We start from the raw sequence: 23223 nt of genomic DNA, 5'->3' as shown, positions 1-23223 counted from the left end.
TGGCGCTACCTGTGGGCTACGACTCCCCTCCACCGCGGAGGCGAGCGACGTGGAGATGACCGGGACCGCCCGCCGCGGGTACCCGAGACAATGCTTGACGACCGGGTGCAGCTCTCGGAGGACGGTTACGGCCCCTTGTTCCACCGGCGCTTCATGGTGCGCATCGCCTCGGCCCAACTCGATGCCGAACGACTCATCCTCCGGCTCTGCGAGGACTTCGGTCGCTTCGCCCCCTCGGAGGTTGTGGGCATACGCTCCCAGCAGGCGCCCGCCCGGGTGGGCGGACTGGGCCTCGCGGACGAACTCGTGGTGGTCATTCCGGGCCCCTGGAACGGGCCCGTGAGAGTCGTCCGCCGCGACCGGGACCGTCTATGTCTGGTGACCCTGCGCGGCCACATGGAAGCTGGACAGGTCCACTTCCGGGCATGCGGCGGTGACGGCGCACCGCTGGAGTTCGAGGTGGAGCTGTGGGCACGTGCCGGGAGCCGTCTGGTCGACCTCCTGTACTCGCGTCTGCGCGTGGCCAAGGAGGCGCAGCTCAACATGTGGGTCAGGTTCTGCCTGGGTGCGGTCGAGGTGTCAGGCGGCCGGTTGATGGACGGCGTGCACATCGCCACCCGTCGGCTCGATTCCCCGAGCGGGGCGCCGGTACGCACGGCTCCCCGGACCGTCGGATCCGACATCGTGCGGCCGGGCAGAACCGCGTGAACCCCGGGGGGAGACAATCCCTCGCGTGCCAGATCCCGGCCGGTCCGCACCGCCCGGGATGCCGACGGAGTCGGCGACGTACCCCTCCGGCGCCACCAGGTCCTCGATGCCCCGGTCCTCCGTCAGGCCCGTACGGGCGGGGAGTTCCTCCGCTGCGAAGCTGCGGCCCAGCAGGGCGCTGAGGGTTGTACGCGCACCGGCCCGCCGGCACCCGCAGCCGGTCCGCTGCATCCCGCCCGGCTTGCAGCGGTTGGAACTGACGGAGACGGCGATAGGACCGTTCGGGGCGGCTTGGTCGTCGGCGCACGCGTCAGCCCGCGCCGCCGTCCAGAACTGGCCGAAGCACCGGACTCCGCCGGCATCGCCACCACGGTTGTGCTCAGTACGGGCACCGGCGGATCAGACGAACCGCGACCCGGCCACGAAGGGGAACAGCACTCGTGAGCCGACAACGCCGGCACGGGTCGGGGAACTCCCGCCTCCGCCGGCGGTTCCGTCCGGTATGCGCCGGTCGGAGCGGCGGAGCGATCAGGCGATCCTGGTGCCGCGCAGCAGCAGCAACGCCACGTCCACCACCGCCACGGCAACGGCTGCCGCGAACGCCGCCCGCGGCCGGCGGCGTCCCAGCACCGTCCCCGCCACCGCGGCCAGGCCGGCCACCGCGACCGCCGTCCCTCCCCATCCGCCGGTGTCCCCGGCAGGCCCCAGCGCCAGAACAGCGGACGCGGTCACCAGCGGAACCGGCAGCAGCAGCCGCGCGCCCTCCGGGCCCAGCCGGTGCGGCCATCCCTGTACACCCGTCGCCAGATCCCCGCGGATGTCCGGCAGTACGTCGCCCAGATGGGCTCCGACCCCCAGCAGCGCCCCGGCGGTGACAACCCACCAGGCCGGCCACGGCTGTCCCGGGAGCCCCAGCGCCACGAACGCCGGGAGCGCGGCGAAACCCAACGCGTACGGCGCCCAAGACCATGCGGTCGCCTTGAGCCGCAGGTCGTACGCCCACGCCGCCGCGACCCCGGCCAAGTGGACGGCGCCCGCCCACAGGCCACAGGCGAACGAGAGCGGCACGCACAGCGCCAGCGCGGCGTATGCGGCCACCCACACCTCCGCCACACCGACCCTGCCGTCGGCGACGGGTTTGCCGCGGCGGCCGGAGGCGATGTCTCGGCGGGCGTCGAACGCGTCGTTGCACCATCCGACGGACAACTGCCCGCTCAGAACCGCGGCTGCGGTCAGGACACAACCCGCGGCCCCCTGCCCGGCGGTGACGGCCAGCGCGGCCATCAGACCCGTGACCGCCACGACTGGCGCGGGGTGGCACGCCCCGGCCAGGCCACCCACCCGGACGGCCCAACCCGCGGCCGCGCCGCCGGCCGTCGACTGCTCAGGAGTACCCACCCGGCCGATCGTAGGCGCCCCGCCCCACCCGGCCGGAACACGCGCCCCGGGACGAACAGCCGGACGGGCGATCCGTGGTGGCGGAGCCGCGGTCCGGGGAACACGTGCAGAGCAGCTCATCCCAGTCGATAGCCGGACGGGACCACATGACGCGGATCGCCGCCGTTCACGGTGCCCTCGCACCGCACCGTCGCACCCAGTGCGAGATCACCGACATGGTGGCCCGCGTCTGTCTCCCCGGGGGCACCGACCGCCGGGTCCTGGACCGGCTGCACCGCGGCACGAAAGTCCGCTCGCGCTATATGACGCTGCCGCTGGAACAGTACGCGGAACTCGAAGGATTCGGCGCCGCCAACGACATCTTCGTCGCCGCCGCCACCGACCTGGGCGCCAAGGCCGTCCGGGACGCGCTGCACACAGCCGGCCTGTACGCCGCCGACGTGGATCTGCTGATCTTCACCTCCGTCACCGGTATCGCCATCCCCTCGATCGACGCACGCCTCGTCGGCCGCCTTGGGCTGCGGCCGGACGTCAAACGGCTGCCCCTGTTCGGCCTCGGCTGCGCCGGCGGCGCCTCTGGACTGGCCCGTATGCACGACTACCTGCTTGGCCGGCCCGACCAGGTGGCGGTACTGCTGTCCGTCGAACTGTGCTCGCTCACCTTCCAGCGCAACGACGCCTCCATGGCCAACCTGGTCGCCACCGGACTGTTCGGTGACGGCGCCGCCGCGGTCGTCGCGTACGGCGCGAACCGGCCGTGCCGCCCGGACGAGACCGCGGGCCCGGTGATCGTGGACACCCGCAGCCACCTGTATCCGGACACCGGGCAGGTCATAGGCTGGAACATCAGCGACTCCGGCTTCCAGATCGTCCTCGACCCGCAGGTCCCTGACGTCGTGCGCCACTACCTCGCCGACGACGTCGAGGGGTTCCTCGACGACCACGGCCTGAAGCCGAAGGACGTGTCCGCCTGGGTGTGCCACCCCGGCGGCCCCAAGGTCCTGCAGGCCGTCACCGAGGCCCTCGACCTGCCCGAAGAGGCACTCGACGTGACCTGGCGCCACCTGGCCGACGTGGGCAACCTGTCCTCGTCATCAGTGCTCCACGTACTGCGCGACACCCTGGCCGAACGCCGACCGCCGCCGGGCACTCCGGGTGTCCTGCTGGCGATGGGACCCGGCTTCGCATGCGAACTCGTTCTCCTGCGCTGGTAGTCGAACCTCGAAGGACACAGGCACATGATCTGGTACGGACTGCTGGTCGCCGCCGTTGCCGCCGAACGCGTCGCCGAACTCGCCGTTGCCCGCCGCAACGAACGGTGGAGCACGGCCCACGGCGCAACCGAGGCCGGCCAGGGCCACTACCCGGCCATGGTCGCCCTCCACACCGCCCTGCTGATCGCCTGTCCGGCCGAGGTGTGGCTGGCCGGCCGCCCCTTCGTGCCCGCCCTGGCCTGGCCGACGCTCGCCGTACTGGTGGCCGCCCAGGCACTGCGGTGGTGGTGCATCGCGACCCTGGGACCCCGTTGGAACACCCGGGTGATCGTCGTACCCGGCCTGCCACCGGTGACCAGCGGCCCCTACCGGTGGCGGTGGCTGCGGCATCCGAACTACGTGGCCGTCGTCGCCGAGGGCGCGGCCCTGCCCCTCGTTCGCACCGCCTGGGTCACCGCAGCCATGTTCACGGCACTCAACGCCGCCCTGCTCACCGTGCGCATCCGATGCGAGGACCAAGCACTCGCCGCCGCGTCGACCACGGCCGCTCCGGCGTGATCGACGTACTGGTGGCCGGCGGCGGACCCGCCGGTCTGGCAGCCGCCATCCACGCCGCGCTCGTCGGCCTGGAGGCCGTGGTCGTCGAACCCCGGACCGCGCCCATCGACAAGGCCTGCGGAGAAGGCGTCATGCCATCCGGTCTCGCCGCACTGCGGGCACTGGGCGTCGAGGTCACCGGCCGCGAACTGCGCGGCATCCGATACGTGGACGGTGGTTGCCGCGCCGAAGCCTCCTTCCACGGCCGAGGCGGCTTGGGAATCCGCCGCACCACCTTGCACTCCGCACTGCACCAGCGCGCTCTCAGCCTTGGCGTGCGCATGCTGCCGGGCAAGGTCGGCGAGGTGCACCAGAGCGCAGACACGGTCACCGCCGCCGGAATCACGGCCCGTTGGCTGATCGCCGCCGATGGCCTGCACTCCCCCGTACGCCGCCGCCTGGGGCTGGAACTGCCGGACCGTTCCCACGGCCGCTACGGACTGCGCCGGCACTACCGCACCGAGCCGTGGTCGGACTTCGTGGAGGTCCACTGGGGCCGGCACGGCGAGGCCTACGTGACACCGGTCGGCGACGACCTGGTGGGCGTCGCCGTCCTCAGCCGCAGCCGTCGCGGCTACGCCGATCACCTGGCCGGCTTTCCGGCCCTCTCCGCGTCGCTGCGCGGCCCGGCCGTGACGGAGGTACGCGGCGCGGGACCATTGCTTCAGCGAGTACGACGAAGAGTAGCGGGACGGGTTCTGCTCGTCGGCGACGCCGCGGGCTACCTGGATGCCCTCACCGGCGAGGGCATCGCCCTCGCACTGACGACCGCCGGGGCCGCCGTCCGCTGCCTGGCCACCGGGCGACCGCACTCGTACGAGCACGCCTGGCTACGCCTCACCCGGCGCCACCGACTCCTGACCGGAGCCCTGCTGGCCGCGAGCCGCCGTCCCGGCACCGCCCGCCTCATCGTCCCGGCAGCATCCCGGATGCCCCCGGTGTTCTCAGCCGCGGTCCACGCACTGCAGTAGTCGCCTGCCCTCGTTCACCCCGCAGGTGAAAGCCGACCGTACGCGGCCGGCACCGGCAGCTGCCGTCGGGGGCAAGGTGGCCGCCGAGTTCACGAAGCTGATCCTTTCCCTGCCGCGCACACTCACCCGTCACAGCCTGGGCCGCATGCGACGTCGTCCGCGCTGGTGACCCGGAGGATGAAGTCATCCGCGTCGACGGCTCCGCAGCGCAAAGACTTCCGCGCCGCCCGCCGAGGCCGCCGGCACGATCTCCCCGCCCCGCCCGCAGCAGTTCGCCCACCGAGTCCAGCTCCGGCAGCCGCTCGAAGTACGTGGCGTAGAGGGCGTGGTGGGCAGCGGTGAGCTGCCTGTCCGGGGCGTGTCGACGCCACGCCGGGAATGCTCTGTCCCGCAGCCCGCGGAGTACCCGGACGAGTCCTCCCGCCCGTCGTGCGGGCCCGGGTCGGTGTCGAGGCAGCGGTGAGGCAGGGCTGACGCGACGTGGTCGGCGACGCCGGACGCATCGTCAGCCTGGACCACTACGGGCGTCCACGTGCGGGACACCGATTCGGGGGTACCCGCAGTCACGTCAAGTCTCTCGCAGGCTTCAAGGGACGCCTCCCCTCGGAGGCGGACCGGCCGTGACCCCGCCGACGGCTGCGTGGAGTGAATTCCGGAGCGCAAGGCCCGGGCAGCCATCGAAAGGGTCCCATCTGTGATCACCGAATTTCCTGTCACACCCGCTCGGAGCGCCGGCAGTGACTTCGCCAGGCTGTCGCGGACGATCGCGGACAGCGGCCTGATGGGCCGTCGACCCGGCTACTACACCGCCCGGATCAGTGCCGTGGCCGTCCTGTACGCGGGCGGCTGGGCCGGCTTCGTCCTGATCGGTGCGAGCTGGTGGACGCTGGCGGTCGCCGGGGCGCTCGCTCTGGTCTTCGGTCAGGTCGCCCTCGTCACCCACGACATCGCTCACCGCCAGGTGTTCCGGCTGCGCAGGATGAGCGAGTCGGCGGGACGGATCGCCGCGAACGCCGGGATCGGCATGGGATTCGGCTGGTGGCAGGAGAAACACACCCGCCACCACGCCAACCCCAACCACGAACAGCTCGACCCCGACATCGTCCCCGACCTGCTGGTCTGGACGCGGACCCAGGCCGCCGAGGCGAGCGGACTGCCCCGGCTGATCGGCCGTTCACAGGCCTACCTGTTCTTCCCCCTCCTCACCCTGGAGAGCCTCAACCTGCACGTGGCGAGTGTCCGGGCCCTGAGGACACGCCCACTCAGGCACCGGCTCGCGGAGGCGAGCCTGCTCTTCGGACACTTCGCCTGCTACCTGACCGTGGTGTTCCTGGTGCTGCCGCCCGGCATGGCGGTCGCCTTCATCGCCGTCCACCAGGGCCTCTTCGGCATGTACCTGGGCTCGGTCTTCGCCCCCAACCACAAGGGCATGCCGGTCCTCACCAGCGCGGACCGCCCGGACTTCCTGCGCCGCCAGGTCCTCACCTCCCGCAATGTACGCGGCGGCCGGATCACCGACATCGCGCTCGGCGGCCTGAACTACCAGATCGAGCACCATCTTTTCCCGAGCATGCCGACGCCCAACCTGCGCAAGGCACAGGTCGTCGTCCGTCGCTACTGCGAGGAACTGGGCGTCGACTACCTCGAAACCAGCCTGGCCACGTCCTACCGGCAGGCCCTGCGCAGCCTCCACCAGGCGGGGGCCCCGTTGCGTCGCACCGGGGCGACTGCCTAGAAGCACCCCCACTCCCCCGCTCCGGAGATCGACCGTCTCCCCGTCCATCCCGTCCATCCCGTCCGTCCCGTCCACCGCGTCCGACCCGCTCGCCGACCTCTCCGCCGCCGGCGTCCCGGTCTGGCTCGACAGTCTGTCCCGCGAACTGCTGGCCGGTGGCGAACTGGCCGAACTCATCGCCGACCGGCTGACCGGCGGCGTGGACGGGCGTGTGTCGACAGAAGTCGACCGAGGCCGGAACTTCCTGGTCGGATCCTCCGGGACTGATGATCCGGGGGTGTGGCACGTCTCGGCCGAAGTCGCGGCGGTGGATGACCTCCGTGTCGCACCCTTCCGCCTTCGCGACACGCAGCCCGAAGGCGGAAGGCGTTTCATGATCAGGCAGAAGGCGCGGGGACCCGGCCGAAACCGGCCTCGAAGGTGTCACTGCCCCATGGAGGTCATTCGTGGGCGCTGGGGACCTTCAGGGGATCACGAGGGGCGGCAGGCTTGGCGGCGGCGAGTTGCTCGCCCAGTTCCGCCAGCCGGCCGCGGCCGAGAGCGGAGCGGACCTCGGGGAACCACTCCTTCTCCTCCTCCTCGACGTGGTGCCGGACGTTCTCGATGAGGACGGTCATCTTGGCGTCGAACCGCTCGTCCTGGGGATCCAGGCCCGCCAGCTCCGACAGCATCCACAGCACCACGTGGTGCTCCTCGACGCTCTCCAGCACGTGGTCGGTGGTGTCCGGGACGGCGGCACGTGCGGCGGGATAGAAGATCTCCTCCTCGATCCAGGCATGGACCGTCAGCTCCTCGATCACCTTGTCGGCGATCTTCCGCTTCGTCTTGTAAGCACGCTCCCCGGCCTGCTCGAACTCCTTGAACAGCTTCTCGACCGTCTGGTGGTCGTCCTTGAGCAGCACAATCGCATCCATGGGCCCGCCTCTCGATCTCCGGCACGTCCCGCGAGGAGCGGGTGTCTTCGCCGGTGGAATCCCTGGAGCCGATCGGCTCCCATCGCTCCGGCTACCCCCGGTATCGCGTCCGACCCACCGCGAGCCAACCTGCTACCGCGTGCGGTCTCGTCGTGACACGACGTGGGTGCACTGACTGTGACCACCGCCGGTCACGACGGACGCCCGGCTGCCGACGAGGCGTGGGGCTCGAAAGGAGGGCGGACTGCTGTGCACCGCTCCCGACGCGGCGTAAGCTGACGCTTGCGTCCCAGACCCCGGCGCTCGTCGACAGACGGTGTCGTCCTTCGGCAGGCGGACCGCCTTCCTTGTCGGTCGCTCAGGCGGTTCTACCGCCGGTCCCGGCACCCGATCCCTCGGCGAACTCGCTGCTCACCATTGGAGCGCGCCTGCATGGATGCCCCCCTTCACGGTGGCTTCGAGACGGGCGGGGAAGCCGAGGCGCTGTGCAATTCGTGCGTACGATGATCCGGTACCGCGGCAACGGCCGGGCGACCGTCTTCCTGGAGGGTGAGATCGATCGGACCACCGTTCCAGCCGTAGGCGCCGCCCTGGCGACATGCCTGGCCAACAGGATGACGGAGATCGACGTCGATCTGGCTGCCGTCACGTTCTGCGACGCCAGCGGTCTGAACGTCTTCCTCGAAGTCTCCCAGCACCTGGCCGCCTCGGAGGGCGAGCTGCGGCTGCACCATCCAGCCCCGGTGGTGAACCGGCTCCTGAACCTCACGGGCACGGAACACCTCCTGGCAGAGGAGAACTCGGACGTGGAACAGCCACCGGCCGGGACAGCTCAGCCCTCCAGCGGAGCCGCATGATCAGCGATCGGATGGCGGGAATCCTGCGGCTGCTGCAAACCGGGGAGTGGCCCGACGTGGCGGCTGACACGGCTGAGCTGCTCGCCGTGGACGGGATTGCGGTCAGCGCGGTCGGCGGGCCAGGCCCGACGGAGATCCTCTGGTCCTCGGACGGCCTCTCGCGTGACTTCGAGGACCTGCAGCTCACCCTTGGACACGGCCCCGGGCCGGACTGCCTTGCCGACGGCATCGCGGTGCGCGTCCCCGATCTGGACCGTGTGCGAGGGGACCGCTGGCCCGCCCTCCTCGTCGAGGCGTCCGCCCTGAACGTGCGGGCGGTGTTCTGCTTTCCCCTGCACATCGGTGCCATCACCCTCGGCGTGCTGACCCTGGTCAGAAAGACCCCAGGACACCTCACGCCCGTGCAGGGCGACGACGTCAACGTACTGGCCGTCGCCCTGACCAAACGTGTACTGGAACTCGGAAGTCCCCTGCTGTCCGCCGCGGAGAACCAGGACCTGGCCGCCCCGGCACTGCACCAGGCGGTCCTCCACCAGGCGACCGGCATGGTCAGCGTGCAGCTTTCCGTAACCCTGGCAGAGGCTCTGCTGCGGCTCCGCGCCTACGCCTACGGCAACAGCCGCACCCTCACCGACACAGCTCGGGACGTCGTGGACAGACGGCTGCGGCTCGAACCCGATCCGCAACCGACGAACGTCACCGAAGACGAAGACGAGGACTGATCTCGATGGCAACCCGTGAACAGCAACTCACCGAAGTCTTCGTCGAGGTGGCCGACTCCCTGATCGACGACTTCGACGTCATCGACTTCCTGCAGAAACTGTCCGTGCGCTGCATGGAACTGCTGGACGTCGCCGCCGTCGGCATCCTGCTCGCGGACGAGAACGACAACCTGCACGTTCTCGCCGCCTCCGACGAACACACCCGGCTGCTGGAACTCTTCGCCCTCCAGCACGACCAGGGCCCCTGCGTCGACTGCTACCACGACGGTGTGCCGCGGATCAATCTCAGCCTCACCGACCCCACGGCAACCACCAGGTGGCCACAGTTCGCCCGCAGCGCCCGGGACACCGGTTTCGTCTCCACCAACGCCCTGCCGCTGCGGCTGCGCGGGCGGGTCATCGGCGCGCTCAGCCTGTTCAGGGCGGGCCCCGCGCCGCTGGCCGAACAGGACCTCACTCTCGCCCAGGCCCTCGCCGACGTGGCGACCATCGCCATCCTCCAACAGCGCACGCTCGCCCACAGCGAGGCCGAGCGCGACCAGCTCCAATACGCCCTCAACAGCCGCATCGTCATCGAGCAGGTCAAGGGCATCCTCGCCGAGCGCTGGCAGATGCCCATCGACGAGGCGTTCAGCGTCTTCCGCGCGTACGCTCGCGCCCACAACCGCAAGCTCTCCGACCTCGCCCGGGCCATCGCCGACGGCACGCAGAGTACCGACGCAATCCGCGCCTTTCCCCCGCACGCGACGGAAGCAGACAGCTGACACCAGCCGACTTCGTCCACCAGCCGCTACCGCTGTGCCGACTGGTCCGTGTCGCGGCACAGCGGTCCGGCTGACCGCGGGATCGCGGCCACGTCGGTGACCGGCTCGAGGATATGAACCGCCGGCCGATCGCATTCGTGCCGCCCACTAGACGCTCGCCCCTCTCAGACCGCCGGATGGGATGGGGTGATGTCGTGGGTGTCGTTCAGTGTGAGCAACAGGGGTCTGGTGCCCGTGGGGGTGTCCGCCGCCTCCGGAGCAAGCAGGTAACCGACGTGGTCGCCGCCGTCGATCTGGTTTTCCACGCGGTCGACGAACCAGGCGGGAGCGTCGTCGAGGATCAGCGTTGTCGGTGCGTTCACCGGTCTGACTGCCGCAGAGCCGGGCCGGCCGGCTCTGATCGGGCACTGCGAGGCGAATCCGACCAGGCAGCCTGCTCTTCTCCCGCGGCCTAAGGGCTGTCCCGTAATCCCTGGTGGATCTGCGCGCGGCGTCGGATGCGGTGCATCGCAAGGCGGAGGGTCGTCCTCATACTGGGCGTATTCGGGCGAGCCCGACAACGCTGCGAGGTGCCGTAGCTGTCGTCGTGCGCCCGCCGGGGATTACGGGACAGCCCTTAGGCGGACACGACGTACATCGGGCAGTCGAGCAGGTCGGTGAAGGGATCAAGGTCGGTCACTGTACGTGGCTCCCGCTTCGAGAACGGATGTCGGGTCACTCCGCGCCTGCCGGGTTCGACCGGGGCACCCCGCGATCGCAGAAATGTCCGATACGCCGTGTGAGGCGCATTCCGTCGGGCACTCGGGGCAGTGACGCATTGGTCGGGTGTGCCCTGTGAGGCTCACCCGTGAGGCGCCCCTCGTACTGAGCTGCCCCTATACGGGCCTCCGGTGACGCGCTCGGGGCGCGGGCTACGAGGTGTAGGTGTGATCGACGTGACGACCTGGAACGACAGCGTTTACGGCGCGGCGCCGACGCCGTGGCGGGTGTACGCCCCGCAGCATGACACCGAGTTGTTGGCCCGGGCCCTGGACCGGGAGCAGGTGTCCGCGGGAGCGGCTGTGCTGGACGTGGGGACCGGTGCCGGTGCCCTCGCCCTGGCCGCGGCCCGGCGGGGCGCCGACGTCACCGCTGTCGACAGGACCTACCGCGCGGTCCTGGCCACCCGTTTCAACGCCCGGGTCGCCCGACTGCCCGTCGAAGTCCTTCACGGTGACCTGTTCGGCCCGGTCGCCGGCCGCCGGTTCGACCTGGTCGTGAGCAATCCGCCCTATGTCCCGGCGCCCGGGCCCCTCCCGCGCCGCCACCACGCCGCGGTGGCGTGGGACGCGGGTGCCGACGGACGCCTCCTGGTGGACCGGATATGCCGCCGCGCGCACACGTCACTGGGTCCCGGCGGTGTGCTGCTGCTCGTGCACTCCGCGCTGTGCGGCATCGCACCGACCCTGGCCGCCCTGGAGCGGTCGGGACTCGAAGCCCGGGTGACCGACCGGCAGCTCGTGCCGTTCGGCCCGGTGCTCCGCTCACGCCGGTCGTGGCTGCGCGAACGGGGGCTCGTCGGCGCCGGCGAGGAGAACGAAGAGCTGGTGATCATCCGTGCCGAACGAATCCGCTGAACAGCCGCGCCGCGTCACGCTGACGCGCGACGGTCCGATCCTCGTGGAAGGACCGGTCGAGGTCGTACTCGACGACGGGCGCATAGCGTGTTCGGACCGGTTCACCGTCGCGCTCTGCGTGTGCCGGCGCAGCCGGGCCTACCCCTGGTGCGACACCAGCCACCGCGCCCGGGAGAGGAGGCGGACCGCATGACCGGCATCGCACCGTCCGTTCGCGACCGAGTCACCGGCCCCGCGCTGCCGCGCAGCAGGGGTGAACTCTCCAGCACCGTACGACAGTCACTGATCCGTCCCGTCGGCAGTCCGCTGCCGCCGCGGGTGACAGCGGTACACGCTGAACCCTATGGGGATGATCTGCAACTCGCGCTCTACCTCTGCTATGAACTCCACTACCGAGGCTTCGCCGGCGTCGACCCCGAGTGGGAGTGGGAGCCCGGCCTGCTGAGGCTGCGGGCCGGGATGGAGCGCCGTTTCCTGTCGGCGCTCCGGGCCGACGTCCGCCCTGCCAGAAGGGCGGAGGAAGCCCTTGCGGACCTCCTCGTGGAACCCGCAGACGTCGACGGACCCTCCCATTTCCTCAAGGACCGGGGGGAGTTGTGGCAGTTCCGTGAGTACGCGGCCCAACGCTCCCTCTACCACCTCAAGGAAGCCGATCCTCACGCCTGGGTCATCCCGAGACTGACCGAACGCGCCAAGGCCGCGATGGTCGCCGTGGAATACGACGAGTTCGGCGCCGGACGGGCCGAGCGCGTCCACGCCCGGCTGTTCGCCGACCTGATGGCCGACCTCGATCTGGACACCCGCTACGGGCGTTACGTCGACACGGCCGGTGCGGAGATGCTGGCCAGCGTCAATCTCATGTCCCTGTTCGGACTGCACCGCGCGCTGCGCGGGGCACTGGTCGGTCACTTCGCAGCGGTGGAGACCACCTCGTCGCCCGGCTCACGACGCATCGCCCACGGGCTGCGACGGATCGGTGCGGGCCCTGCCGCCGTCCACTTCTACGCCGAGCACGTGGAGGCCGACGCGGTCCACGAGCAGATCGTCCGCCGGGAGGTCGTCGGCGGCCTCCTCGAATCCGAGCCGGATCTCGACGGGGACGTCGCCTTCGGTGTCGACGCAACCGTATGGACCGAAGAGCGGCTCGGCAGCCAGCTTCTCACCGCCTGGCGCGACGGCCGTACCTCACTGCGCACCCCGTTGTGACCGCCCTCGAGGCATCCGCGGGACAGGCGGACCTGCGCACTCGGCACACGTTCTGGGGACGCTGATGTCGCGGCGGCGCTCATGGCGGTGGTGGCGGTTCCGGTGATGAATTCGCGAGCGCCGAGCCGCCTGGCTGGGCACAGGACCCATGGGTGGTCTGGCCGTTGTCCGGGGCGCTCGCTGCCGTTGGAGTCTGGCTCGCTCGGGTGAGCAGGCGTCTGGAGGGTGAAGCGGCGGACGACTCAGCGCCAACGTCGCCGGAGGGTCCGGCATCGGGCAGGTCCGGATCGGTGCGACCACCGCGGTGGGACGTGCAGCTGGTCCAGGGCCGTGAGGAGCAGCTGGGCCGGCCGGATGGGCTGGTAGCTCAGCCGGGTGGGCGGTTCGCCGTCGTCTGCGCGGTGGGCGGCATGGCAAGAGCACGCTGGCCGCGGCACTGGCCGATCGGGTTGCCACGCGGGGGCGGGCGGTGTTCTGGATCCGTCGGCGTGACGCTGCCGCCCTGGGTGAGCAGCTGGCCAAGGTGGCGCCGGCTTGCGGCCTGGCGCCGGCGGATCCGGAGCGGGTGCGGGCCGGCCACAGCAACCTGCCGGATCTGGTCTGGTCTCAGCTGGCCCGTCGTGGCGGGTGGCTGATCGTTCTCGACAACGCCGACACCGCCGACAGGCTCGGGCCCGAGCCCGAGAACGTCGCCGACTACCGCGGCTGGATACACCCCGACGGGGCGGGACTGCTGCTCGTGACGAGCCGCGACACGTGGGGGCCCGGGGCCGAACTGATCCGGCTCCCCCCGCTGGATGCCGTGACCGGCGGCCGGGTCCTCCTGGACGCCGCGCCCGCGGCAGGACAGCCGACGCAGGCGCAGGCATTGGCGCTCCGTCTGGGGGCTGGCGCTGCAGGCTGCGGACCGCTACCTGTCCAGACGCACCAGCCGCCACCGGACGTTCGACGCCTACCGGCTCGCGCTGGACGAGCCGACACGCGAACTCCTGGGTGCGGGACATCCCCGACGCGACCGATCCCACCGTCGCACGTGGCGTGGTACGGCACACCTGGGAGATCTCCCTCGACCAGCTCGCGTCCGAGAGTCACATGCCGGCGCGCCCCTTCCTGCGGATGCTCACCCTGCTGGGAGCGAGCATCCGGAGCTCCTGATCCGAGACCTGTACAACGTCCGGGTGCAGCTTCCTGACCGCCGTCGCCGCCAGCTCAGCACCTGAGCGCTCCGTCCGACCATCCCGCCTCACCTGCGGTCACCCCTGATCAGACTCACCGTCCCGGAGATCCGACACCTACTCGCCACCGTTCTCAACCCGCCGGCCGTGACAGGAACCAGCCATCGCGCTGGTCCACCCGGCGCCGACAACACCAGGCAACAGCCCGCCGCAGCCTCTACCGCCGACGAGACCCTCCCGAACGGACCGGATGGAACACGGAACCCGACGCGAGGAGCGCGGAGCCGGAAGGGCAATTCTCAGGTCAACACCAGCCAGCGGCGGCCGTCGATCAGCTCTCGGGCTGCGTCGAGGTGGCCAGCATGGCACGCAGACTCGGTGATGACATGCAGCAGAACCTCTCGCAGCGTGTGCAGGTGCGGTTCACCGAACACGTCGTGGGGCCACCAGGCCAATGCCGCGTCGGCGGGGAGGGCGGTGATGACAGCATCGGCCAGTTCCGCCTCCCGCCGATATCGGTCGAGCACTTCGATGGCCGGCACTTCCGGGGCCATCTTCCAGGCTTCGTCGCCGCTCGTCAGATCGCGAATGACCTTCTCCTCCCCGGCGACGACCGCGCGGAACCAGAACCGCTCCACATCCAGTGCCAGGTGCTGAACCAGCCCCAGGCAGTGCCATCCGGAAGGCAGCACGGGCCGTCGAAGATCCTTCGCGTCGAGCCCGTCAAGGATGCCGAGCACGTGGCGTCGCTGTGCCTCCAGGACCCGAAGAAGCGCCCTTACCTCACTGCCCGGAGTTGTATCGCTCAAATTTTCGCTCACGGCCACCCAGGATCCCCGAATCTCTCTCGGCACGCGGGGAGTTATCCAATATCCGGGACATGCACCCGACCGAAGGCCAGCGGAACCGTGCGGCAGCCGGCCACTGAAGCCACCTTCCGCTCAGGGCCACGTCACAAGAAGGCTTGCCTCGACCTCTGACCGCAGATCACGACGTCCTGCTGAAGTAGGAGGCAGGCTATTCGAGCACGGACATGGCCGTCTTCAACTCGCCGAACACCTCTCGCGCGTGCCCGACGAGCGTCCGCGGATCCGCCGCCGACGTCCACTGGTCGAACGCGCCGTAGAACGCGCGCGTGCCCAGTTCGGCCGCGAGACCGGCGACGAGTTCCGAGACGCCGCGCGTGCGAAGCGCCTGGGCCACCGCCTCGGAGAGTGCCGCCCGCTTGGACGCGGAGCGCTCCTGCAGCTCCGCACTGTTCGCGATGACCGCCCGAAGCCGACGCCCGATGTCCCGCCGGTCCTCCGTGAACGAGGATGCGAGTCGGTCCAGCGCCAGGCCGACCATCTCCAGAGGCGTGGCCGATCCGGGCGCCTCGGCGATCGCCTCGGCCATGATCCGGCTGTGGATCTCCTGGCCGGCGAACAGCACCTCGCGCTTGTCCGTGAAATGCCGGAAAAACGTGGTCTTGGTCAGCCCTCCTGCCCGCTCGGCGATCTCGTTGACCGTCGTCGCCTCGTATCCCTGCTCCGCGAACAGTTCGACCGCGGCGCGGACCAGCCGTTCCCGTGCGTTCGGTTCCCATCGAGCCATGGGGACAATCTTAGGTGATGTGACTTGGTAACGTCACCGTGCTACGGTGACGTTACCAAGTCACATCACTTCTCAGGGAGATCTTCGTGCGCGTTTTCGTCACTGGCGCCAGCGGCCATATCGGCTCCGCCGTTGTTCCTGAGCTCATCCGTGCGGGTCACGACGTCGTCGGCCTCGCCCGTTCCGACGAGGCGGCCGCGACCGTCAGGGGGATGGGCGCCGAGGCCCGCCGCGGGAACCTGACCGACCTCGACGGCCTGCGCGAGGCCGCCCGCGACGCCGACGCGGTCGTCCACCTCGGTTTCCAGCACGAGGGCATCGCGTCCGGCCGCTTCGCCGAGGTCGCCGCGCAGGACGAGGAGGTCGTCCACGCGGTCTGCGGCGAACTCGTCGACACCGGCAAGGCCTTCCTCGGCATCGGCATGGGACGCGTCGAGGGCCTCGTGAACCACGGGAATCCCCGCGCCAAGGTCGCGCTCGCCATCCACGGGTACAGGGAGCGCGGCGTGCGCACCGTCCTGGTCGCGGTCCCGAACGTCACGCACAGCAAGCGCGACCGTAACGGGTTCATCCCGCAGTACCTCCGGATCGCCCGCCAGACCGGCGTCGCCGGCTACGTCGGTGACGGCACCAACACCTGGTCCGCGGGCCACACCCTCGACGTCGCCCGCGTCTGGGCGCTCGCGGTGGAGAAGGCTCCGGCCGGCTCGCAGGTCACCGGCGCCACCGAGGCCGGCGTCCCGGTCCGCACCATCGCCGAGTCCGTCGCCCGTCACCTGGGCGTCGAGGCGGTCAGCATGTCGGCGGAGCAGGCGGCCGAGCACTTCAAGGCTTTCCCCTTCATCGGCATCGACGTCAAGATGCCGAACGAGGCGACCCGCGAACTGCTCGGCTGGGTGCCGACCCACCCCACGCTGCTCGCCGACCTCGACGCGGGTTTCTACTTCGATCGCTGAGCCGCCGGGAAGCCAGGACTGTTCTGGAAGCCGCACCAGGACGCGGAGGGCCGGGAAGTCGCGTCCTGGTGGCACGGCTTGGACGTTTCCGAAACGCAGACCTGCCGTCCGTGCCGGTTCCGCGGCGGGGCTTTCAGACGCCATTTCAGTCGGCGTGATGTTGCGGCAGTCCGGGGTGACGACTGCTGTGCTTGTCGAGCGGATGGCGCCGGATGAGCTGGGGACATCGTTCCAGCGCGTGGTGCCGCCGGCGCCGGCTCGTCCGCAGGGTGGAGGGCATCGTCGGCGAGGGGACCGCGAGGTGCTGGCCGCCATCGTCTTCGGTACTGCCTCAGGCTGCGTCTGGTACCAGCTCCCGCCGGGCTTCGGGCTGGCGGGGGTCACCGCCTTCCCGCGGTTCACTGAGCGGACGGAGGCCAGGGTGTGGGCCACGCTCCACCGCCTGGTCCTGGACGAACTCGGGGCCCGGGGCGAGCTCGACTGTTCGCGTTGCGCGATCGGCTCCGTCGGTGTCCGCGCCCTCAGAGGGGGCAGCTGACAGGACCGAGTCCGACCAACCGCGGCAAGAAAGGGTTGAAAATCCACCTCACCGTGGACCGCCAGGGCCTGCCCCTGTCGGTCCACGTCTCCGCCACCAGCCTCCACGGCGGCCAGGGGACGGTGGTGCCTCTCTGTCGTGCACGGGCAGGTCCTGAGCCTGGGCGACCTTCTGCGCCTTGTCCAGCCAGGTGCGGGCGAGCTTGAACCCGCTCTTCGCCGCTTCGGGAGAACTTGCGGTGGTCTTTGACTTGCGCCGGGCGATGGTCAAGTCATCGTGCACCGACATCGAAGATCCGGCCGGTCATGAGACCGGTGACGATCGATTCCGCCCGTAGAGCCGCTGGCGGCCCTGTCGCCCACCGTCCTGGTGATCAGCGCCGTCGGACGGCCGCCTTCAGTGCCGCGATTGTGGCGGCGGTCAGTGTCTCCAGGTAGTCGTTGTCAGTGTGCCCGTCCAGGATCACCATGCGGAAGGCGAGCGGCGCGATGAGGAGATCGGTGGCGAGTTCGACGTCCAGCGTCGGGGGTAGTTCGCCCCGGTCGATCGCACCCCGCAGGATCGCGAGTGCCGCGAGCCGCCGTGGCGCGGCCACTTCCGTGTGCAGCATCTGCGCAAGGGTGTTGTCCCGGCGGGACTCCGCAAGCAGTTCGGCCCCGATCAGGGCGAGCAGGGGGTTGGCCAGCTGGCTGCGGTAGGCGGCGAGGAGTTCACGCAGATCGGTGTGCAGGTCACCGGTGGCCGGTATGCAGGGAAGTGAGTCGGCGACTTTGCCGCGGACCAGATCCCTGATCATCGCCGGCTTGGAAGGCCAGCGCCGGTAGAGCGCGGCCTTGCCCACCCCGGCGCGCCGGGCCACCGCCTCCATCGACAACCGTGCGTAACCGGTCTCCGCGAGTTCGGCGAAGGCTGCCTCCGTGATCGCCTCGGTCACCCGCTCCCGCAGAACCGCTCCGCCGGTCGCCGTCCGGCTCTTCCTCTGCTGCCCTGTCATGGCCCTGAGCATATCGAACGGAACGGTTCCGTTCCAAATGTTACAGTAGAACGGAACAGGCTCGTTCCGTTGCACTGATCGAAAGGAGCCAACGATGAAGTTTCTCTATGACGACGAGTCCTTCTCCTTCGAGGCCCTGCGGGCTGCGGGCTATGCCGCCTACGGCGGCGCCGACCTGGGTGAGGTCCTTGTCACCTGCCGGGAGGTCCCCGAGGGCGATGAGGATGCGTGGTCGGCCAGGTGGGCCGCGACCGCGTCGCGCGTCGAGCGCATCGGCAGGGACGCGCTGGCCGCAGGCCACAGGATCAGCGCGCGCGAGGCGCTGCTGCGCGCATCCAACTACTACCGGTGTGCCGACTTCTACCGCCGCGAGAACCCTGCCGCCGACGCCGAGTCCGCGCGGCTGGCCAAGGCCTCGCAGCAGGCGTTCGCCGACGCGTCCGCCCTGCTGGACACCCCGGCCCGCGCCGTGCGCATCCCGTACGAGGACACCACGCTGCCGGGCTACCTGTTCCTCGTCGATGACTCGGGGACCCCGCGTCCGGCGGTGGTCTACCACGGCGGGTACGACTCCACCCTGGAGGAGAACTACCTTGCCCTGGCCGCGGGCGCACTGCGCCGCGGCTACAACGTCCTGACCTTCGACGGTCCCGGACAGGGCAGCAACGTGCGCGAGCAGGGCCTGCACTTCCGGCCCGACTGGGAAGCAGTGGTCACCCCGGCCGTCGACTTCGCACTCACCGTGCCCGAACTGGACGCCGATAGGCTCGTCCTGATCGGCACAAGCCTCGGGGGGTACCTGGCCGCCAGAGCGGCCGCATTCGAACACCGCATCGCCGCGTGCGTGCTGCACGACGGTGTCTACGACTTCCACGAAGTCGTCGCGGGGCTGGCCGACCGCGCCGCTGCAACGAGCGGCGGCATCGAGGAGATGATGGCGCGGGACACCCAGGTGCGCTGGGTGGTGCGCAACGGGCAGTGGACCCTGGGCGTCTCGGGTTTCGAGGAGATGGTCAAGGCCACCGAGGGTTACACCATGGCTGGCATCGCCGACCGGATCACCTGCCCGACCCTGGTCCTCGACGCCGAGAACGACCAGTTCTTCAAAGGCCAGCCACAGCGCATGGTCGACGAGATGACGTGCCAGAGGGAACTGATCCTCTTCCACGAGGGCGAGGGCGCAGGCGAACACTGCCACGAAGGCGCCATTTCCCTCTTCCACCAGCGCACCTTCGACTGGCTCGACACCTTGCTCGCGCGCTGACGACACACGGCCGCCGGTGCATTCTCCAGGCCCTGCCCCGGACCGCCGGCCGTGATCCAGCACTTGGACCCTCCGAGACGTCGTCGTGCACCGCATCACGAGACGTCCAGTCCCGCGACAGGACCTTCCCAGCGCACGGCGAGGTGTATGAACTGGCCGAGCGGGGCGAAGACGTGCTCGGCTACGTAGCGGAGTCTGCCCAGGCCCTTGATGTTCGGGGCGCCCCTACGGGAGATGACGGGCAGGAACCGGCCATCGCACAGCTCCTTGTGAGGGGAGTTGGAGTCGTAGCTGCTGTCACCGGGCATCGAATCGGGGCGGCGGGGTGGCTGTGCTTGCTGCCCGGCTTCCGCCGGTCGACCGGTGATCGGCCTGTGGCGGCTCGCCCCCCCTTTTGCGCGGATGTGGGAGTCGTCCGCACACGCCCTGAACCAGTCGAGTTCACCGGCCGTATTCAGCTCGGCGAGCAGAACACGGTGCAGCCGGTCGAAGCCCTTCCGGCCTGCTGCCACCGCTCCAAACTCCGCCGGCAGGTCTGACCCGGGCCGAACCCCACCTCAGGCGTGAGCAGTTGCCAGTCCACGATCTGACGTCCACAAACGCCCACGTGACCGGCTTGATCGTTCGCGGCGTTGGCATCCCCGGATGGATACATCCCGGTGTCCGTGCATCCTGTGCACGCAGTCGTCGAACGAAGCCCCGTGGAACCGGCGGCGACCAGACCGTGGCCTCCGGCACAAGAGACCACGGCTGGCACGTGATAGGAGTCCATCGCGATGGGCCTACTCCGTCGGCATGTGGCACACCCTGCGCAGCCCGGAGGTGTGCATCTTCGGAATGGCCGTCGACGTCATGACCCACCTGGTCAATGATGCGGGCGACGCCGTGCGCCACGGGCCTCCGCTCTTGCCCGACCAGCGCCGCAACGACATCTACGACCAGGTTTCACCACCGCCCGTGGCACCGCTCTCCTGGCCCGACCGAGAAGGCCGATTTCCGTGCGAAGACGATGCAGCTGACTCCTGTCGAGACAACCAACCGTTGCTGTGGATCCCCGGGTCAGTGACCGCGGGCCCATGGGGAACGGCCTGAGGCTCCTAGGCTGTTGTCCGCCGGACCTGGTAGTTCCAGCGTGTGAGCGACCGGACGACGGTCTCGGCGCCACTGGGGTTGGCGCTGTGCACGAAGACCGTGCCGATACGGAAGGGCCGCCCGTTGAAAGCTGCTTCTTCCAGGAGGGTCACCACGGGCAAGATGCTGTCGTCGCCGCCGAGGTCATGGTCGAGCCAGAGTTCGTCGATGAAGGTGTCGCGGTGCTCTTGCAGGAGCTTGACACCTTCGCCGCTGCTGCGTGCGATCCGCGTGGTCCACGGCAGCGGCCTGAGGTCGTCTATGCCCAGGATGACCGGCAATGGTACGGGCGACTCTTCTTTCATTCGACCATCATCACGGCACGGCCGCCGCTGTGCCCCCTCCTCGGCAACTCGCGTGCTCGTGGCCACGGCTCATGCCACACGCGTGCCAGGTCCATCGGGGAGCCCCGGGGAACAACAGTGGCCGACGGATGGCAGATCCCGTGTCCACCGACGTAGGCGCTTCGCAGCTCAGGACAGCACCTGCCTCACCTCGCTCCCAGCGCCGGCCAACTGACCGGCGAAGGCGCGGAGATGCAGTCGTAGCGGCGGTCCCTGTCGGCACGGATCACGATGCATCTGTCCGACCGGGCCTGCCACGCCGACGCCCAGGCGGCCGGGGAAGCGCGTGTTGGCAACCGCCGAGGCCGGAGTACTCGACCGTGAAGCCCGTCCGGCTTCGTTCACGAGTCCGAGGCGGATCACCAGGTGGTCTGTCTGGCGTGACGGCCGGGTCATGAGGTGGCGAGGAGTGGTTCAGGGCCGTCGCGGGCGGTCAAACCGTGCGAGGAGAGTGCGGCTGACGCGCTGGAGTTCTTCGTCGTGGTCGATGTTCTGGAATCGGCCGCCGCGCCGGGGCTCCGCCAGTTGCTCGCGGAGCAGGGGCAGGGCCGGTGCCGCGTGCGGGCCCATGCGGTCCAGGCAGGCCACCACGTGGTTGGCCGTTGCCGGGTTCTTCGCCATGGCCTGCAGCAGGGTGTCGAGGACCGCGGGCGCCTCGGCCGCACCGCCGATCTCCCAGAGCGCGGCCGCGCAGTGCACCCGGACCCATTCGTAGTCGTGCGTGAGGAGGTTGCGCAGACGCGGCAGGGCGTCGGTGGCGGGCGGGCCTATCTCGGCGAGTACATCGGCCGCGTCGCTGATGTGGAAGGTGACGGAGTCGTCGAGGAGACCGAGCAGGAGCGGCATGACGCCGGACAGGTCACCGCCGACGGACCACAGTGCTTCGACGGCGGCAGGGCGTACGTGCGCCCCGGAGTCGCGGGTCAGCGCCTGGATCGTGCTCCGGGCTCCGGCTGCCGCCGGACCGAACACGCTCAGCGCTTTCAGTGCGGATCGTGTGACCTGTCGCTGCCCGGGGCGTGCTGCGGCGACGGTGAGCGTGTCCGCGATCACCGGAATCGCGGAAGGGTCGCCGAGCGCGGCCAGCGCGGCGAGGATCGCGTTGACGCTCATCTCGTTCGGCTGGTCGGACAGGTCGAGCCGACGCAGGTGGTCGCAGAGCCGGGGAACCAACTCCTCAGCTGCCTGCGGCAGATGTCCCGCGACCTGGATCGCGCGCCAGGCGTCGACGCCGCTGTCCAGCGCGGCCAGCAGACTCGGCATCGCCCGGACGTCACCGAGGCGCGCCAGCGCCCGGACGGCCTCCTGATGGCTTCTGCGCAGCGGCGCCTGCGGTGCCGCCCACACGTTGGCGCCGTGCGTCGTGCGCTGGACGCCGATGCAGGCGGCGAGTGCTTCCCGCGCCGGTGCGGCGATCGGGTGACAGGACGCCAGGGCTGCCGCAGCCTCGGCGGCGACCTCCTGGTCCGCCTTGCCGAGCTGGTCGGCGACGAGCATGAGGAGACGCGTGTGATCCCCGCGCCAGGCACGCATCAGCTCCTGGCTCATACGGACCGCGTCCAGGCGAGAGCCGGGGTCGGGGCTGCGCAACTGCTCCATCAGCACGGCGGTGCGCTCCGGCACCCGGGCTCCCAGAACGTCGTGGAACGTGCGCAGCAGGGCGGTGGTCGGTGCGTACACGCGTGTGTGCCGGTCGAGATCCTCAAAGGCGGCGACGATCTGGGGCGCGACGCCGTCGGTGGGTGGAGCTGTCCGGCTGGGTGTCGGTGCGATCCGTCGCACGGGTATGGCGCCGGCACTCTCGCGCAGCAGGCCGAGCACGGCGGGTACGACGTCCTCGCCGATCTCATCCGGGGCGCAGCGGGCCCGCTCGATCACGGCCCCGAGCCGAGTCACCGGGCCCCAGGCGGGCTCGGCGGCGATCTCGGCGAGCCAGACCTTCACTTGGTGCGCGGCCACCGGCAGGCGCAGGGCCAGGGTGGCCGCCGCCTTGACGATCCGCAGCCGCGCCGCGATCCCTGGCTCGGCTGCCAGCCGTTCACACAGCACGGCGGCCGCCTGGTCGGCGTCGTCCAGGAAGAGCCCCAGTGCGGGAAGCGCGGCCAGGCGCACGTCCGGGTCGGTGTCACGGGCGAGTTCGACGAACCGCGCTCCCCGCCGGCGCAGGAAGTCGTCGGCCTGACCATGGCCCGTCGGCAGGTCGTACTCGACGTCCGTGCCGCCGTCCACGAGGCCCCGGTCGAGGGACTCCCGGCCGATACTGACCAGCAACTCGACCACACCCGCCCGCCCGGGCGTGGCACCGTCCTCGGTCAGCTCGAACAGGAAGGGCAGGCAGGCGGCCGTGGACGGGTACACGTCGCCCTGGTGGTGAACCGCACTGTAGAACCGGTCAAGGGCTCTGCCACGTTCCCCGGCGTCCGGGGAACGCAGCCCCCGCAAGAGCCCCGGCACCTCCTCGGCCGAACCGTACGCGTGGTACATGGAAGCCCAGTTGATCTCATCAAGTCCCTCAAACATGATCAG

General features: G+C 70.1%; 24 protein-coding genes and 1 pseudogene. 16 read left to right on the top strand and 9 right to left on the bottom strand.

Features of this window, described 5'->3' with window-relative positions:
* The first annotated feature begins 90 nt into the window (after positions 1 to 90).
* Positions 91 to 708, top strand: coding sequence for a DUF1990 domain-containing protein (locus tag ACFXI4_RS20225; RefSeq protein WP_384992630.1), 618 nt, complete (start codon positions 91 to 93; stop codon positions 706 to 708).
* 528 nt (positions 709 to 1236) lie between these two features.
* Here ACFXI4_RS20225 and ACFXI4_RS20220 read toward each other — a convergent pair.
* Positions 1237 to 2106 carry a UbiA family prenyltransferase gene (locus ACFXI4_RS20220; protein WP_384992626.1) on the bottom strand — a complete coding sequence of 290 codons (870 nt, stop codon included), beginning with the start codon at positions 2104 to 2106 and terminating at the stop codon, positions 1237 to 1239.
* Positions 2107 to 2252: 146 nt separating this feature from the next.
* On the opposite strand from ACFXI4_RS20220, the gene ACFXI4_RS20215 reads away from it, so the two are divergent.
* From ACFXI4_RS20215 to ACFXI4_RS20200, 4 genes are all read left to right on the top strand, one after another.
* Complete coding sequence (locus ACFXI4_RS20215) at positions 2253 to 3320, top strand: type III polyketide synthase (RefSeq protein WP_384992623.1); 1068 nt, start codon at positions 2253 to 2255, stop codon at positions 3318 to 3320.
* A gap of 24 nt (positions 3321 to 3344) precedes the next feature.
* Positions 3345 to 3878: an isoprenylcysteine carboxyl methyltransferase family protein gene (locus ACFXI4_RS20210; protein ID WP_384992620.1), complete on the top strand. Its 534-nt coding sequence runs from the start codon at positions 3345 to 3347 to the stop codon at positions 3876 to 3878.
* Positions 3875 to 4888, top strand: coding sequence for an NAD(P)/FAD-dependent oxidoreductase (locus ACFXI4_RS20205; RefSeq protein ID WP_384992865.1), 1014 nt, complete (start codon positions 3875 to 3877; stop codon positions 4886 to 4888). The genes ACFXI4_RS20210 and ACFXI4_RS20205 overlap by 4 nt, the downstream gene beginning before the upstream one ends.
* Before the next feature lie 781 nt (positions 4889 to 5669).
* The gene (locus ACFXI4_RS20200) at positions 5670 to 6623 is read left to right on the top strand and encodes a fatty acid desaturase family protein (protein WP_384992617.1); all 954 of its coding nucleotides are present in this window, start codon (positions 5670 to 5672) and stop codon (positions 6621 to 6623) included.
* A gap of 440 nt (positions 6624 to 7063) precedes the next feature.
* On the opposite strand, the gene ACFXI4_RS20195 is transcribed toward ACFXI4_RS20200, so the two are convergent.
* Complete coding sequence (locus ACFXI4_RS20195) at positions 7064 to 7537, bottom strand: hemerythrin domain-containing protein (protein WP_384992614.1); 474 nt, start codon at positions 7535 to 7537, stop codon at positions 7064 to 7066.
* Between the two features lie 503 nt (positions 7538 to 8040).
* Here ACFXI4_RS20195 and ACFXI4_RS20190 point away from each other — a divergent pair.
* Genes ACFXI4_RS20190 through ACFXI4_RS20180 form a run of 3 tightly spaced genes read left to right on the top strand, consistent with a single transcriptional unit; the run spans position 8041 to position 9880 of the window.
* The gene (locus tag ACFXI4_RS20190; RefSeq protein ID WP_384992862.1) at positions 8041 to 8394 is read left to right on the top strand and encodes an STAS domain-containing protein; all 354 of its coding nucleotides are present in this window, start codon (positions 8041 to 8043) and stop codon (positions 8392 to 8394) included.
* Positions 8391 to 9116, top strand: coding sequence for an ANTAR domain-containing protein (locus ACFXI4_RS20185; protein ID WP_384992611.1), 726 nt, complete (start codon positions 8391 to 8393; stop codon positions 9114 to 9116). Before ACFXI4_RS20190 ends, ACFXI4_RS20185 begins: the two co-directional genes overlap by 4 nt.
* A gap of 5 nt (positions 9117 to 9121) precedes the next feature.
* Complete coding sequence (locus ACFXI4_RS20180; RefSeq protein ID WP_384992608.1) at positions 9122 to 9880, top strand: ANTAR domain-containing protein; 759 nt, start codon at positions 9122 to 9124, stop codon at positions 9878 to 9880.
* A 164-nt stretch (positions 9881 to 10044) separates the two neighbouring features.
* Here the strand turns inward: ACFXI4_RS20180 and ACFXI4_RS20175 are convergent, their stop codons facing one another.
* Positions 10045 to 10242 carry a flavin reductase family protein gene (locus ACFXI4_RS20175; protein WP_384992606.1) on the bottom strand — a complete coding sequence of 66 codons (198 nt, stop codon included), beginning with the start codon at positions 10240 to 10242 and terminating at the stop codon, positions 10045 to 10047.
* A gap of 564 nt (positions 10243 to 10806) precedes the next feature.
* Between ACFXI4_RS20175 and ACFXI4_RS20170 the strand changes: the two genes are divergently transcribed.
* From ACFXI4_RS20170 to ACFXI4_RS20155, 4 genes are all read left to right on the top strand, one after another.
* The gene (locus ACFXI4_RS20170) at positions 10807 to 11496 is read left to right on the top strand and encodes a HemK2/MTQ2 family protein methyltransferase (protein WP_384992603.1); all 690 of its coding nucleotides are present in this window, start codon (positions 10807 to 10809) and stop codon (positions 11494 to 11496) included.
* Positions 11477 to 11689, top strand: coding sequence for a CDGSH iron-sulfur domain-containing protein (locus ACFXI4_RS20165; protein WP_384992600.1), 213 nt, complete (start codon positions 11477 to 11479; stop codon positions 11687 to 11689). The genes ACFXI4_RS20170 and ACFXI4_RS20165 overlap by 20 nt, the downstream gene beginning before the upstream one ends.
* The gene (locus ACFXI4_RS20160; RefSeq protein ID WP_384992598.1) at positions 11686 to 12702 is read left to right on the top strand and encodes an iron-containing redox enzyme family protein; all 1017 of its coding nucleotides are present in this window, start codon (positions 11686 to 11688) and stop codon (positions 12700 to 12702) included. The genes ACFXI4_RS20165 and ACFXI4_RS20160 overlap by 4 nt, the downstream gene beginning before the upstream one ends.
* 993 nt (positions 12703 to 13695) lie before the next feature.
* Positions 13696 to 13857, top strand: coding sequence for a hypothetical protein (locus ACFXI4_RS20155; protein ID WP_384992595.1), 162 nt, complete (start codon positions 13696 to 13698; stop codon positions 13855 to 13857).
* 319 nt (positions 13858 to 14176) lie between these two features.
* On the opposite strand, the gene ACFXI4_RS20150 is transcribed toward ACFXI4_RS20155, so the two are convergent.
* Together ACFXI4_RS20150 and ACFXI4_RS20145 are read right to left on the bottom strand one after the other, a co-directional pair.
* Complete coding sequence (locus ACFXI4_RS20150; RefSeq protein WP_384992592.1) at positions 14177 to 14704, bottom strand: DinB family protein; 528 nt, start codon at positions 14702 to 14704, stop codon at positions 14177 to 14179.
* A gap of 190 nt (positions 14705 to 14894) precedes the next feature.
* On the bottom strand, positions 14895 to 15470 hold the full coding sequence (locus ACFXI4_RS20145; RefSeq protein ID WP_384992590.1) for a TetR/AcrR family transcriptional regulator: 576 nt from the start codon (positions 15468 to 15470) through the stop codon (positions 14895 to 14897).
* A gap of 86 nt (positions 15471 to 15556) precedes the next feature.
* On the opposite strand from ACFXI4_RS20145, the gene ACFXI4_RS20140 reads away from it, so the two are divergent.
* Together ACFXI4_RS20140 and ACFXI4_RS20135 are read left to right on the top strand one after the other, a co-directional pair.
* Positions 15557 to 16426: an NAD-dependent epimerase/dehydratase family protein gene (locus ACFXI4_RS20140; protein WP_384992588.1), complete on the top strand. Its 870-nt coding sequence runs from the start codon at positions 15557 to 15559 to the stop codon at positions 16424 to 16426.
* Between the two features lie 157 nt (positions 16427 to 16583).
* Positions 16584 to 17134 (top strand): annotated as a pseudogene (locus ACFXI4_RS20135) (transposase); the annotation flags it as partial.
* A 203-nt stretch (positions 17135 to 17337) separates the two neighbouring features.
* Here ACFXI4_RS20135 and ACFXI4_RS20130 read toward each other — a convergent pair.
* The gene (locus ACFXI4_RS20130; protein WP_384992585.1) at positions 17338 to 17958 is read right to left on the bottom strand and encodes a TetR/AcrR family transcriptional regulator; all 621 of its coding nucleotides are present in this window, start codon (positions 17956 to 17958) and stop codon (positions 17338 to 17340) included.
* Between the two features lie 94 nt (positions 17959 to 18052).
* Here ACFXI4_RS20130 and ACFXI4_RS20125 point away from each other — a divergent pair, with 94 nt between their 5' ends.
* Entirely contained in the window at positions 18053 to 19222 is a 1170-nt protein-coding gene (locus tag ACFXI4_RS20125) for an alpha/beta hydrolase family protein (protein WP_384992582.1), read from the top strand.
* 95 nt (positions 19223 to 19317) lie between these two features.
* Here the strand turns inward: ACFXI4_RS20125 and ACFXI4_RS20120 are convergent, their stop codons facing one another.
* Positions 19318 to 19734, bottom strand: coding sequence for a hypothetical protein (locus tag ACFXI4_RS20120; protein WP_384992579.1), 417 nt, complete (start codon positions 19732 to 19734; stop codon positions 19318 to 19320).
* Between the two features lie 133 nt (positions 19735 to 19867).
* On the opposite strand from ACFXI4_RS20120, the gene ACFXI4_RS20115 reads away from it, so the two are divergent.
* A complete protein-coding gene (locus tag ACFXI4_RS20115) occupies positions 19868 to 20314 on the top strand; it encodes a DUF4262 domain-containing protein (RefSeq protein ID WP_384992576.1) in 447 nt (148 codons plus the stop codon).
* 5 nt (positions 20315 to 20319) lie between these two features.
* On the opposite strand, the gene ACFXI4_RS20110 is transcribed toward ACFXI4_RS20115, so the two are convergent.
* Both ACFXI4_RS20110 and ACFXI4_RS20105 read right to left on the bottom strand, forming a co-directional pair.
* On the bottom strand, positions 20320 to 20658 hold the full coding sequence (locus ACFXI4_RS20110; protein ID WP_384992574.1) for a cyclic-phosphate processing receiver domain-containing protein: 339 nt from the start codon (positions 20656 to 20658) through the stop codon (positions 20320 to 20322).
* Positions 20659 to 21111: 453 nt separating this feature from the next.
* Positions 21112 to 23217, bottom strand: coding sequence for a HEAT repeat domain-containing protein (locus tag ACFXI4_RS20105; protein WP_384992571.1), 2106 nt, complete (start codon positions 23215 to 23217; stop codon positions 21112 to 21114).
* Between the last annotated feature and the right edge of the window lie 6 nt (positions 23218 to 23223).

It is taken from the genome of Streptomyces sp. NPDC059224, assembly GCF_042754285.1.
Classification (GTDB): Bacteria; Actinomycetota; Actinomycetes; order Streptomycetales; family Streptomycetaceae; genus Streptomyces.
This window is presented reverse-complemented; position numbering and strand designations above follow the sequence as displayed.